At 62.6% G+C, this 12,029-nt stretch carries 12 protein-coding genes; 6 read left to right on the top strand and 6 right to left on the bottom strand.

The features are described 5' to 3' along the window. Positions 1–17: 17 nt before the first annotated feature. The 5 genes from rng to mreB form a co-directional block, all read right to left on the bottom strand. Positions 18–1,475, bottom strand: a complete 1,458-nt coding sequence (rng, locus tag PSH84_RS09095; protein WP_053118461.1) for a ribonuclease G — start codon at positions 1,473–1,475, stop codon at positions 18–20. A gap of 56 nt (positions 1,476–1,531) precedes the next feature. Further along, on the bottom strand, positions 1,532–2,128 hold the full coding sequence (locus PSH84_RS09090) for a Maf family protein (protein ID WP_305482668.1): 597 nt from the start codon (positions 2,126–2,128) through the stop codon (positions 1,532–1,534). Positions 2,129–2,329: 201 nt separating this feature from the next. Beyond that, complete coding sequence (mreD, locus tag PSH84_RS09085; RefSeq protein ID WP_003197820.1) at positions 2,330–2,818, bottom strand: rod shape-determining protein MreD; 489 nt, start codon at positions 2,816–2,818, stop codon at positions 2,330–2,332. Then, positions 2,815–3,906, bottom strand: coding sequence for a rod shape-determining protein MreC (gene mreC, locus PSH84_RS09080; RefSeq protein WP_240998533.1), 1,092 nt, complete (start codon positions 3,904–3,906; stop codon positions 2,815–2,817). Before mreC ends, mreD begins: the two co-directional genes overlap by 4 nt. 171 nt (positions 3,907–4,077) lie before the next feature. Beyond that, the gene (gene mreB, locus PSH84_RS09075) at positions 4,078–5,115 is read right to left on the bottom strand and encodes a rod shape-determining protein MreB (protein ID WP_002555108.1); all 1,038 of its coding nucleotides are present in this window, start codon (positions 5,113–5,115) and stop codon (positions 4,078–4,080) included. A gap of 214 nt (positions 5,116–5,329) precedes the next feature. Between mreB and gatC the strand changes: the two genes are divergently transcribed. The 6 genes from gatC (at position 5,330) to PSH84_RS09045 (ending at position 10,616) form a co-directional block, all read left to right on the top strand. Next, positions 5,330–5,617 carry an Asp-tRNA(Asn)/Glu-tRNA(Gln) amidotransferase subunit GatC gene (gene gatC, locus PSH84_RS09070; protein ID WP_003197816.1) on the top strand — a complete coding sequence of 96 codons (288 nt, stop codon included), beginning with the start codon at positions 5,330–5,332 and terminating at the stop codon, positions 5,615–5,617. A 16-nt stretch (positions 5,618–5,633) separates the two neighbouring features. Further along, on the top strand, positions 5,634–7,085 hold the full coding sequence (gene gatA, locus PSH84_RS09065) for an Asp-tRNA(Asn)/Glu-tRNA(Gln) amidotransferase subunit GatA (RefSeq protein WP_122568887.1): 1,452 nt from the start codon (positions 5,634–5,636) through the stop codon (positions 7,083–7,085). Between the two features lie 10 nt (positions 7,086–7,095). Further along, a complete protein-coding gene (gatB, locus tag PSH84_RS09060; protein ID WP_122568888.1) occupies positions 7,096–8,541 on the top strand; it encodes an Asp-tRNA(Asn)/Glu-tRNA(Gln) amidotransferase subunit GatB in 1,446 nt (481 codons plus the stop codon). A gap of 209 nt (positions 8,542–8,750) precedes the next feature. Further along, positions 8,751–9,128, top strand: a complete 378-nt coding sequence (locus tag PSH84_RS09055; RefSeq protein WP_122568889.1) for a septal ring lytic transglycosylase RlpA family protein — start codon at positions 8,751–8,753, stop codon at positions 9,126–9,128. 49 nt (positions 9,129–9,177) lie between these two features. Beyond that, complete coding sequence (locus PSH84_RS09050; RefSeq protein ID WP_122568890.1) at positions 9,178–10,239, top strand: calcium/sodium antiporter; 1,062 nt, start codon at positions 9,178–9,180, stop codon at positions 10,237–10,239. Next, positions 10,236–10,616 (top strand): carboxymuconolactone decarboxylase family protein, encoded by a 381-nt coding sequence (locus PSH84_RS09045; protein WP_122568891.1) that lies wholly within the window; start codon positions 10,236–10,238, stop codon positions 10,614–10,616. Before PSH84_RS09050 ends, PSH84_RS09045 begins: the two co-directional genes overlap by 4 nt. 135 nt (positions 10,617–10,751) lie before the next feature. Here PSH84_RS09045 and PSH84_RS09040 read toward each other — a convergent pair whose 3' ends face one another. Next, positions 10,752–11,693 carry an AEC family transporter gene (locus tag PSH84_RS09040; RefSeq protein ID WP_122568892.1) on the bottom strand — a complete coding sequence of 314 codons (942 nt, stop codon included), beginning with the start codon at positions 11,691–11,693 and terminating at the stop codon, positions 10,752–10,754. Positions 11,694–12,029 lie beyond the last annotated feature (336 nt).

Genomic DNA, 12,029 nt, shown 5'->3' with positions numbered 1-12,029 from the left:
GCCGCTTCCCAAGCTCTTCAGAGCAGCACCACGTCGTATTGTTCCTGGGAATACATGGTTTCAACCTGGAAGCGAATCGTGCGTCCGATAAACGCTTCCAACTCCGCGACATTGCCTGACTCTTCGTCGAGCAGGCGATCCACCACTTTCTGGTTCGCCAACACTCTATAACCGGTCGCCTGGTAGGCGCGCGCCTCCCGGAGGATTTCCCGGAAGATTTCGTAACACACGGTTTCCGGGGTCTTCAGCTTGCCACGCCCCTGGCAACTGCTGCATGGCTCGCACAGCACCTGCTCTAGGCTTTCGCGGGTGCGCTTGCGGGTCATCTGCACCAGGCCCAGTTCGGTGATACCAATGATGTTGGTCTTGGCGTGATCGCGTTCGAGTTGTTTTTCCAGCGTCCGCAGCACCTGGCGCTGGTGCTCCTCATCCTCCATGTCGATGAAGTCGATGATGATGATCCCGCCCAGGTTGCGCAGGCGCAGCTGCCGGGCAATCGCCGTGGCGGCCTCCAGGTTGGTCTTGAAGATGGTTTCTTCCAGGTTGCGATGGCCGACGAACGCTCCGGTGTTGACGTCGATGGTGCTCATGGCTTCGGCCGGATCGACCACCAGGTAACCGCCGGACTTGAGCGGTACCTTGCGTTCCAAGGCTTTCTGGATTTCGTCCTCGACCCCGTACAGATCGAAAATCGGCCGCTCGCCAGGGTAATGCTCCAGACGGTCGGCGATTTCCGGCATCAGCTCGGCGACGAACTGGGTGGTCTTCTGGAAGGTTTCCCGGGAGTCGATGCGAATCTTCTCGATCTTGGGGCTGACCAAGTCGCGCAAGGTCCGCAGCGCCAGGCCCAGGTCTTCATAGATCACGCTGGGGGTGGCGATGGTCTTGATCTGCGCGGCGATCTGATCCCAGAGGCGGCGCAGGTAGCGGATGTCCATGAGGATCTCATCGGCCCCGGCCCCTTCGGCGGCGGTGCGCAGGATGAACCCACCGGTTTCCTTGATGCCTTCTTTTTCCACGCAATCGCTGACCACCTGCTTGAGGCGCTCGCGCTCGGCTTCGTCTTCGATCTTCAGGGAAATGCCAACGTGGGCGGTACGCGGCATGTACACCAGGTAGCGCGACGGGATCGACAGTTGCGTGGTCAGGCGTGCGCCCTTGGAGCCGATGGGGTCCTTGGTGACCTGCACCACCAGGCTCTGGCCTTCATGCACCAGCGCGCTGATGCTCTCCACGGCCGGCCCTTCGCGCATGGAGATTTCCGACGCATGGATGAACGCCGCGCGGTCCAGGCCGATGTCGACGAAGGCCGCCTGCATGCCCGGCAGCACCCGTACCACCTTGCCTTTATAGATATTGCCGACGATGCCACGCTTTTGCGTACGCTCGACGTGGACCTCTTGCAGCACACCGTTTTCAACCACCGCCACGCGCGACTCCATCGGCGTGATGTTGATCAGGATCTCTTCACTCATGGCAGGGTCTCGCTCAGGCATGTTCACGATAATGGCCGCATCAAGTCAGACGGCGCTCAGCGCGCGTTCAAGGTTTGCCAACAGGGTATGCCGAAATGGCCCAGTAGTTCTGCGGTTTCGCACAGCGGCAGGCCGACAACGGCTGAGTAACTGCCTTCAAGCCCGGCGACGAACACCGCGCCCAGCCCTTGGATACCATAGCTGCCAGCCTTGTCCCGGGGTTCGCCGCTGGCCCAATAGGCCATTGCTTCCGGTTCGGTGATGGGGCGAAAACGCACCCGGCTGCGCACCACCCGTGATTCGCAGCGCGAGCCGTCCAGTACGGCGATGGCGGTCAACACCTCATGGTCGCGACCGGACAGGCTCAGGAGCATCGACAAGGCGTCAGCCTGGTCCACGGGTTTGCCAATAATCCGCCCCTCCAGCACCACGGCGGTGTCCGCCCCGAGCACGCAGCCCTCCACACCGGCGTCCAGGCCTCGTCGCCCAGCCTCGGCCTTGCCGCGCGCCAGGCGCTCGACATAAGCCGATGGGGTTTCATGATCCAGGGGCGTTTCGTCGATGTCCGCGCCGATGGCGGTAAAGGGCACGCCGATCTGCGTGAGCAGTTCACGCCGACGCGGCGAACCTGAGGCGAGGTAAAGCGGTTTCATCAAGACATCTCCCTAACGCGACCGGCTTTTGTGGCGAGGGGATTTATCCCCGTTGGGCTGCGCTGCAGCCCTAAAGCAGTGAACTCAATCTTCCTGGCACACCGAGTTGCCTGGCTTGGGGCTGCTGCGCAGCCCAGCGGGGATAAATCCCCTCGCCACTGGGATGTAAGTCATCAAAAAAGTGTAGATAGCCTGACCGAATCAGTTGATTTTGAAACGCAGGCGCAGGCCACGCAAACCGAAGCTGACCCATGGCCAGAGCAAGGCACTGACCAGGGCTGGCAAGACCAGCGCCAGGGTTGGCTGGCGATTGCCGGTCAGCGCGCTGAGCCACAGTTGCACCAGTTGCGCCAAGCCGAAGATCACCAGGATCACCAGGCACTGTTGCCACATGGGGAACATCCGCAGGCGTTGCTGCAGCGACAGCACCAGGAAAGTGATCAGGGTCAGGATCAACGCGTTCTGTCCCAACAGCGTGCCGTAAAGCACGTCCTCGGCCAGGCCCAGGCACCAGGCGGTGACCATGCCGACCTTGTGGGGCAAGGCCAGCGCCCAGAAGGCCAGCAACAGGGCCAGCCACAGGGGGCGCAGGATTTCCATGAACTGCGGCAGCGGCGAAACGCTGAGCAACAGGCCGATGGCGAAGGTCAGCCAGACCATCCAGCCGTTACCGGATTGGGTACTGCTCATTCTTCTCGTGCTCCCCTGGTCGCCGGTGTAGCGGCGGGTGTCGAGGCCGGTGGTCGAGCCGCCGGCCTCGCAGGCTGGGACGCCGGCGCATGGTTGGCCGGCCGGGCGGGTGCCGCGGCAGGCGTGGCGGGCGCGGTCGACGGCGTGGTGGCCGGGGCAGTCGCAGCGGGTGTTGCCGCTGGAGGCTTGGGCACCGTGGCCGGTGCTGCGGGTGCGGTCGGGGCAGCCGACTCACCGCCCTGGCGGTCCTGGGCTTCCTGGGCCACGGCGGCGTCGTTGGCACGCTCTTCCGGTGTGCGGTTGTCACTGAAGACCAGCAGCAGGTAGCGGCTGCGATTCAGCGCCGCCGTCGGCACCGCGCGGACAATGGCGAACGGCTGGCCGGAGTCATGGATGACTTCCTTGACCGTCGCCACCGGATACCCGGCCGGGAAGCGCTGGCCGAGGCCGGAGCTGACCAGCAAGTCGCCTTCCTTGATGTCGGCGGTATCGGCCACGTGCCGCAGTTCCAGGCGCTCCGGGTTGCCGGTGCCGCTGGCAATCGCCCGCAGGCCGTTGCGGTTGACCTGCACCGGAATGCTGTGGGTGGTATCGGTCAGCAACAGCACGCGGGAGGTATAGGGCATCAACTCCACCACCTGGCCCATCAGGCCCCGGGCATCGAGCACCGGCTGGCCGAGGACCACGCCATCGCGCTCGCCCTTGTTGATCAGGATGCGGTGGGTGAAGGGGTTGGGGTCCATGCCGATCAACTCGGCCACTTCGACCTTCTCGTTGACCAGTGCGGAGGAGTTGAGCAACTCGCGCAGCCGCACGTTCTGCTCGGTGAGGGCCGCCAACTTCTGCATGCGCCCCTGCAACAGCAGGTTTTCGGTCTTGAGTTTTTCGTTTTCGGCGACCAGTTCGGTCCGGCTGCCAAATTGGCTGGCGACACCTTGCCATAAGCGCTGCGGCAGGTCGGTGATCCAATAGGATTCCATCAACACCAGCGACATCTGGCTGCGTACAGGCTTGAGCAGCGTGAAGCGGGCATCGACCACCATCAGCGCGACCGATAGCACGGTCAGCACCAGCAGGCGCACGCCCAATGAGGGGCCTTTGGCGAAAAGCGGTTTAATAGGCCGCTCCTCCCAGGCAAATGTTTTCTTTATTCATACGGCATCAAACCGGCCTGGATACGAATGACAGAAGATAAACGCCAACGGGCAGCACTGCAAAGTGCTGCCCGGGAGCGAACAACATAGACCACTCAGCCAGACTTATTCGCTGGAGAGCAGGTCCATGGTGTGCTTGTCCATCATTTCCAATGCACGGCCACCGCCGCGGGCAACGCAGGTCAACGGGTCTTCGGCCACGATCACCGGCAGGCCGGTTTCCTGGGCCAGCAGCTTGTCGAGGTCACGCAACAGCGCACCACCACCGGTCAGCACCAGGCCGCGCTCGGCGATGTCCGAGGCCAGCTCCGGCGGCGACTGCTCCAGGGCGCTCTTGACGGCCTGGACGATGGTCGCCAGCGATTCCTGCAACGCTTCGAGCACTTCGTTGGAGTTGAGGGTAAAGGCCCGTGGAACGCCTTCGGCCAGGTTGCGACCGCGTACGTCGACTTCACGCACTTCACCGCCCGGATAGGCCGTGCCGATTTCCTGCTTGATGCGCTCGGCGGTGGATTCGCCGATCAGGCTGCCGTAGTTGCGACGCACATAAGTGATGATCGCTTCGTCGAAACGGTCGCCGCCCACACGTACGGATTCGGCGTAGACCACACCGTTGAGAGAGATCAGTGCGATTTCAGTGGTACCGCCACCGATGTCGACGACCATCGAGCCGCGGGCTTCTTCCACCGGCAGGCCGGCACCGATGGCAGCGGCCATGGGCTCTTCGATCAGGAACACTTCACGGGCACCGGCACCGAGGGCCGATTCACGGATGGCGCGACGCTCTACCTGGGTGGACTTGCATGGCACGCAGATCAGCACACGAGGGCTGGGCTGCAGGAAACTGTTTTCGTGAACCTTGTTGATGAAGTACTGCAGCATCTTCTCGCAGACGCTGAAGTCGGCGATCACGCCGTCCTTCATGGGGCGAATGGCCGCGATGTTGCCCGGTGTACGGCCCAGCATGCGCTTGGCTTCCGTACCGACAGCCACGACACTCTTCTGGTTACCATGGGTGCGGATGGCCACGACCGAGGGTTCATTCAGGACGATACCGCGCTCGCGCACGTAAATAAGGGTGTTGGCAGTGCCCAGGTCGATGGAAAGATCGCTGGAAAACATGCCACGCAGTTTCTTGAACATGGGAAAGGGACCCTAGGCAACGCGTGGGTAAAAAAGTGCGGCAAACTCTAACAACGACAGGGATTTTGGGCAAGGCGCCAATATGTTAAATTGGCCGCTTTTCTGTGCACCAAACCCCGAAATCGCGGCCGTAGGGCCGTAGAAATGCGGTAGTGTTCCGACAATCTAACACACGGACAGACTGCGTCCGTTTTGTTTTCCACTGGAGAATCCCATGGCGCTTGAACGCTCCGACGTGGAAAAAATCGCTCATCTGGCCTGTCTGGGCCTCAATGAAGCCGATCTTCCACACATTACTTCTGCCCTGAACAGCATTCTGGGGCTGGTCGACGAGATGCAGGCGGTCAACACCGACGGTATCGAACCCCTGGCCCACCCACTGGAAGCCAGCCAGCGCCTGCGCGCCGACGTCGTGACCGAGTCCAATCACCGCGAGGCCTACCAGTCCATCGCACCAGCGGTCGAAAACGGCCTGTACCTGGTTCCGAAAGTCATCGACTAAAGGGAAAGAGCCTCTCATGCATCACATGACCCTGGCCGAGATCGCCCGCGGACTCGCCGATAAAAAGTTTTCCTCCGAAGAACTGACCCAGGTCCTGCTGGCGCGCATCGCCCAGCTCGACCCGCAGCTCAACAGCTTCATCAGCCTCACCCAGGAGCTGGCCCTGAACCAGGCCAAGACCGCCGACGCCCGTCGCGCCAAGGGTGAGACCGGCGCCCTGCTCGGTGCGCCGATTGCCCACAAGGACCTGTTCTGCACCCAGGGCATCCGCACCAGTTGCGGCTCGAAGATGCTCGACAACTTCAAGGCCCCGTACGATGCCACCGTGGTCGCCAAGCTGGCCGCCGCTGGCACCGTGACCCTGGGCAAGACCAACATGGACGAATTCGCCATGGGCTCGGCCAACGAGTCGAGCTACTACGGCGCGGTGAAGAACCCGTGGAACCTGGAACACGTACCGGGCGGCTCGTCCGGCGGTTCCGCCGCCGCCGTGGCCGCGCGCCTGTTGCCGGCCGCCACCGCCACCGATACCGGTGGCTCGATTCGCCAGCCAGCAGCGTTCACCAACCTCACCGGCCTGAAGCCGACCTACGGTCGCGTTTCGCGCTGGGGCATGATCGCCTACGCCTCCAGCCTCGACCAGGGTGGCCCGTTGGCGCGCACCGCCGAAGACTGCGCGATCCTGCTGCAAGGCATGGCCGGCTTCGACCCGAACGACTCCACCAGCATCGATGAGCCCGTTCCGGACTACAGCGCCAGCCTCAACGGTTCGCTGCAAGGTTTGCGCATCGGCGTGCCGAAGGAATACTTCAGCGCCGGTCTCGACCCACGCATCGCCGAGCTGGTCCACAACAGCGTCAAGGAGCTGGAGAAGCTCGGCGCGGTCATCAAGGAAATCAGCCTGCCGAACATGCAGCACGCGATTCCTGCGTACTACGTGATCGCCCCGGCGGAAGCGTCCTCGAACCTGTCGCGCTTCGACGGCGTGCGCTTCGGCTATCGCTGCGAGAACCCGGAAAACCTGGTCGACCTGTACAAGCGCTCCCGTGGCGAAGGCTTCGGTGCCGAAGTGCAGCGCCGGATCATGGTCGGCGCCTATGCGCTGTCCGCCGGCTACTACGATGCCTACTACCTCAAGGCGCAGAAAATCCGCCGCCTGGTGAAGAACGACTTCATGGCCGCCTTCAACGAGGTCGACATCATCCTCGGCCCGACCACGCCGAACCCGGCCTGGAAACTCGGCGCCAAGAACAGCGACCCGGTCGCCGAGTACCTGGAAGACGTCTACACCATCACCGCCAACCTCGCCGGCTTGCCGGGCCTGTCCATGCCGGCCGGCTTCGTCGATGGCTTGCCGGTGGGCGTGCAATTGCTCGCGCCGTATTTCCAGGAAGGCCGCCTGTTGAACGTTGCCCATCAGTATCAGTTGAACACTGACTGGCACACCCGCACCCCAACCGGCTTCTGAGGAGAAACACATGCAATGGGAAGTCGTGATCGGGCTGGAGATTCATACCCAGCTCACCACCCGGTCGAAAATCTTTTCCGGTAGCTCCACCACATTCGGTTCCGAGCCCAACACCCAGGCCAGCCTGGTGGACCTGGGCATGCCCGGCGTCTTGCCGGTGCTGAACCAGGAAGCGGTGCGCATGGCGGTGATGTTCGGCCTGGCGATTGACGCCGAGATCGGCCAGCACAACGTGTTCGCCCGCAAGAACTACTTCTACCCGGACCTGCCCAAGGGCTACCAGATCAGCCAGATGGAATTGCCGATCGTCGGCAAGGGCCACCTGGACATCGCCCTGGAAGACGGCACGGTCAAGCGCGTCGGCATCACCCGGGCGCACCTGGAAGAAGACGCCGGCAAGAGCCTGCACGAAGAATTCAACGGTGCCACCGGCATCGACCTGAACCGTGCCGGCACGCCGCTGCTGGAAATCGTTTCCGAGCCAGATATGCGCAGCGCCAAGGAAGCCGTGGCCTACGTCAAGGCGATCCACGCGCTGGTGCGCTACCTGGGCATCTGCGACGGCAACATGGCCGAAGGTTCGCTGCGCTGCGACTGCAACGTGTCGATCCGGCCCAAGGGCCAGGTTGAATTCGGCACCCGCTGCGAGATCAAGAACGTCAACTCGTTCCGCTTCATCGAGAAGGCGATCAACAGCGAGATCCAGCGCCAGATCGAACTGATCGAGGACGGCGGCAAGGTTATCCAGCAGACCCGCCTGTACGACCCGAACAAGGACGAGACCCGTCCGATGCGCAGCAAGGAAGAAGCCAACGACTACCGTTACTTCCCCGACCCGGACCTGCTGCCGGTGGTCATCGAGGATTCGTTCCTCAATGACGTGCGCGCCACCCTGCCGGAACTGCCACCGCAGAAACGCGAGCGCTTCCAGGCACAGTTCGGCCTGTCGAGCTATGACGCCAACGTCCTGGCCACCAGCCGCGAACAGGCCGATTACTTCGAGAAAGTCGTGAGCATTGGCGGCGACGCCAAGCTGGCGGCCAACTGGGTGATGGTCGAGTTGGGCAGCCTGTTGAACAAACAGGGCCTGGAAATCGATGAGTCGCCGGTCTCGGCCGAGCAACTGGGCGGCATGCTGGTGCGGATCAAGGACAACACCATTTCCGGCAAGATCGCCAAGATGGTGTTCGAAGCCATGGCCAATGGTGAAGGCAGCGCCGACGAGATCATCGAGAAGCGCGGCTTGAAGCAGGTCACCGACACCGGGGCGATCAGCGCCGTGCTCGATGAAATGCTCGCGGCCAACGCCGAGCAGGTCGAACAGTACCGTGCGGCAGACGAAGCCAAGCGCGGCAAGATGTTCGGCTTCTTTGTCGGCCAGGCCATGAAGGCCTCCAAGGGCAAGGCCAACCCGCAACAGGTCAACGAACTGCTCAAAAGCAAGCTCGAGGGCTGATAGCCATGGAGCCAGATTTCAAGCCTGGCTCCCTTCGCCCTTACGGGAGCGAGCCCGTGGGAGCAAAGCTTGCTCGCGATGAAGACACGTCGATCCATCAGTGGACCGCGTTATCGTTCATCGCGAGCAAGCTTTGCTCCCACAGGCTTTACTCCCACAAGCTTTGCTCCCACAGGCCAGCTCCCCTATCTGTAGTTGGAAAACCCTACATGAAGCGTCTCCTCGGCGCCTGCGCCCTGCTGTCCCTGCTGGCCGGTTGCGCCAGCCAGAGCGGGACGGTCGATCCACACGGCTACGACCAGACCGGCGTCGCCTCTTATTACGGTGCCAGGCACCATGGCAAGCGCACCGCCAGCGGCGAGCGTTTCAATCAGCACGGCCTGACTGCCGCCCATCGCCAGTTGCCGTTTGGCACCCGGGTGAAAGTCACCAACCTGAAAAACAACGACAGCGTCGTGGTCCGCATCAACGACCGCGGCCCGTATACTCGTGGCCGTTTGATCGACGTATCCCGCGAAGCCGCCGAGCAACTGGGCATGTTGCGCAGCGGCACCGCGCGGGTGCGCGTGCAAGCCCTCGACGATTGATAGACGGAGCCCGACCATTTCCCTAATCACCGCCCTACCGCTGCTCAGCCTGATCGAATTGTTCGGCGCCCTGCTGTTGCTGATCGGCGGCGCCGAACTGCTGGTGCGCGCCGCCGTGGGCCTGGCGGCACGCTTGCAGGTACGGCCGCTGATCATCGGCCTGACCGTCGTCGCCTTCGGCAGCAGCGCGCCGCAAATGGCCGTCAGCCTGCAAGCGACCCTGGCGCAGAACGCCGACATCGCCGTGGGCAGCGTGATCGGCAGCGGCATCTTCAACATCCTCGTCACCCTCGGGCTGTCGGCGCTGATCATTCCGTTGCGCGTCTCGCGCCAACTGGTGCGCCTGGACATCCCGCTGATGATCGGTGCCAGCCTGCTGGTGTTCGTGCTGGCATTGAATGAAGAACTGACCCGATTGGACGGCGCCTGGCTGCTGCTGGCCCTGGCGGTGTACCTCGGGTTGTTGCTGCGCCAGTCGCGGCATTCGGCGCGTCCGCACCCGGTGGGGGGCGAGGTGGCCCACCTGTCCTGGTTCAAGAGTGTGCTGATGATTGCGTCGGGCCTGGCGATGCTGGTGTTCGCCGGGCACTTGTTGCTGGGTGCGGCAGTGGAAGTGGCGACGGACCTCGGGCTCTCGGAACGCATCATCGGCCTGACCATCGTCGCCGTCAGCACCTCGCTGCCTGAACTCGCCACTTCGCTGATCGCCGCCTTGCGGGGCCAGCGGGACATTGCCGTGGGCAACGTGATCGGCAGTAATCTGTTCAACCTGCTGGGCGTGCTGGGAGTCACCGCCCTCGCCGCACCCACGCCACTGTCGGTCTCGCCGAACGCCCTGGATTTCGACCTGCCGGTGATGCTCGGCGTGGCGGTGCTGTGCCTGCCGGTGTTCTATTCCGGTTATCGCGTCACCCGTGCCGAAGGCCTGCTGTTCCTGGGTTTGTACCTGGCCTATGGGCTGCACGTGGTGTCGTTCACCACCGGCATGCCCCTGGCCGGCCAACTGGAACGGCTGATGCTGTTCTATGTGCTGCCGGCCCTGCTCGCGTTTTTGCTGTTCACCTCCCTGCGCGCCTGGCGCCGCCAACACCACAAGAGGGATTTGCCATGACCGACACTCCAAAGACCGGCCTGGACATGCGTCGCCAGGTCATGGGCGACGCGTTCGTCGACCGCGCCCTGGGCAACGCCACCGACTTCACCCAGCCGTTGCAGGACTTCGTCAACGAACACGCCTGGGGCAGCGTCTGGAGCCGCGACGGCCTGCCGCTGAAGACTCGCAGCCTGATCACCCTCGCCGCCCTCACCGCCCTCAAGTGCCCGCAGGAGCTCAAGGGTCATGTGCGTGGTGCACTGAACAATGGTTGCACGGTGGAAGAGATTCGCGAGGCGTTGCTGCATTGCGCGGTGTACGCGGGCGTGCCGGCGGCGATTGATGCGTTTCGGGCGGCGCAGGAAGTGATCGATAGTTATCAGAAATCTGAGTGAGCGTTAGATCGCTATCGCGAGCAAGCTCGCTCCCACAGGTGATCGTGGGTGTATGGGGTATTTGAATGCACCTAAAAACCACTGTGGGAGCGAGCTTGCTCGCGATTGGCCCTCAAGAACACCGCAAGCCCAAGCCTAGATCCAGCCACCCCACTGCAACACAAAGATCCCCAGGTTGGTGGTAATCGCCGCCATCAAGGTGGTGATGACGATGATCGCCGCCGCCAGTTCATGGTTGCCATCGGCCGCCCGGGCCATGACATAGCTCGCGGCGGCGGTGGGGCTGCCGAAGTACAGGAACAGAATCCCCAGTTCCGCCCCGCGAAAGCCCCAGAGCCAGGCACCGAGGGTGGTCACCAGCGGCAGGCCGACCATTTTCACCAGGCTCGAACTCAAGGCCATTTTGCCGCTCTTGCGCAGGGCCGCCAGCGACAGCGTGCCGCCGATGCAGATCAGCGCCAGGGGCAAGGTCATTTGCGACAAGTATTTGGCCGAGGTCTCGAACCAGTTCGGCAGGCCGATCTGCCAATAGGCGAACGGCGCGGCGACGATCACGCTGATGATCAGCGGGTTGCTGATCACGCTTTTGCAGATGCTCCACGGATCGGACTTGATCACCGGGCTGTAGACCGCCAGCACGATGGTCGACAAGGTGTTGTAGAACAGGATCACCAACGCCGCGAGAATCGACCCCAGGGAAATCCCGTAGTCGCCATACATGCTCGCCGCCAGCGCCAGGCCGATCACCCCGTTGTTGCCGCGAAACGCACCCTGGGTGTAGATGCCGCGATCCTCCCGCGGGCAACGCCAGATCGCCCAACCCCAAGCCATCGCAAAGCTCACCAGGGTGGCGATAGAGAAATAGATCAACAGGTCAGGCTGCAAAGCCGAGTGCAGGTCGGCGTGCAGGATGCCGAGGAACAACAGCGCCGGCATGGTGACGTTGAACACCAGGGACGAGGCGATGTGGATGAAGTTGTCGTTGATCCAGTTGATGCGCTTGAGCAACACCCCCAGAAACAGCATGGCGAACACCGGCGCGGTGACGTTCAGGGTTTCGAGGAAAATTGCCAGCATGCCGGAGGACCTTGAGAGGGGTGTCGTTAGGTGGCTAATGATAAGCCACTCACGGCATTGGCGTCTGGTAGAGCTTTATCGCGAGCAAGCTCGCTCCCACATTTTTTTGGGGCGCTCACAGAAACTGAATTCACTCCATTCCCTGTGGGAGCGAGCTTGCTCGCGATGGAGGCGGCACATTCAAAATCAACTCAAGCTGAACCAGCGCTATCGCGAGCAAGCTCGCTCCCACACACTCCTTCTTGGGTGAACTCAGAATCTACATTCACCAAAAACCCCCTGTGGGAGCGAGCTTGCTCGCGATGGCGGCGGCACATTCAAAATCAACTCAAGCTG

Origin of the sequence: Pseudomonas beijingensis, assembly GCF_030687295.1 — a bacterium.
GTDB classification, from domain to species: Bacteria; Pseudomonadota; Gammaproteobacteria; order Pseudomonadales; family Pseudomonadaceae; genus Aquipseudomonas; species Aquipseudomonas beijingensis.
Note: the sequence above shows the minus strand (reverse complement) of the source record. Positions and strands in the feature narration are given on the sequence as shown.

Coding starts and splice junctions, on each gene's coding strand:
- rng (WP_053118461.1), bottom strand. CDS start 1,475: ATGAGTGAAGAGATCCTGATCAACATCACGCCGATGGAGTCGCGCGTG.
- gatC (WP_003197816.1), top strand. CDS start 5,330: ATGGCGCTTGAACGCTCCGACGTGGAAAAAATCGCTCATCTGGCCTGT.
- PSH84_RS09040 (WP_122568892.1), bottom strand. CDS start 11,693: ATGCTGGCAATTTTCCTCGAAACCCTGAACGTCACCGCGCCGGTGTTC.
- PSH84_RS09055 (WP_122568889.1), top strand. CDS start 8,751: ATGAAGCGTCTCCTCGGCGCCTGCGCCCTGCTGTCCCTGCTGGCCGGT.
- PSH84_RS09090 (WP_305482668.1), bottom strand. CDS start 2,128: ATGAAACCGCTTTACCTCGCCTCAGGTTCGCCGCGTCGGCGTGAACTG.
- gatB (WP_122568888.1), top strand. CDS start 7,096: ATGCAATGGGAAGTCGTGATCGGGCTGGAGATTCATACCCAGCTCACC.
- gatA (WP_122568887.1), top strand. CDS start 5,634: ATGCATCACATGACCCTGGCCGAGATCGCCCGCGGACTCGCCGATAAA.
- mreB (WP_002555108.1), bottom strand. CDS start 5,115: ATGTTCAAGAAACTGCGTGGCATGTTTTCCAGCGATCTTTCCATCGAC.
- mreD (WP_003197820.1), bottom strand. CDS start 2,818: ATGAGCAGTACCCAATCCGGTAACGGCTGGATGGTCTGGCTGACCTTC.
- PSH84_RS09045 (WP_122568891.1), top strand. CDS start 10,236: ATGACCGACACTCCAAAGACCGGCCTGGACATGCGTCGCCAGGTCATG.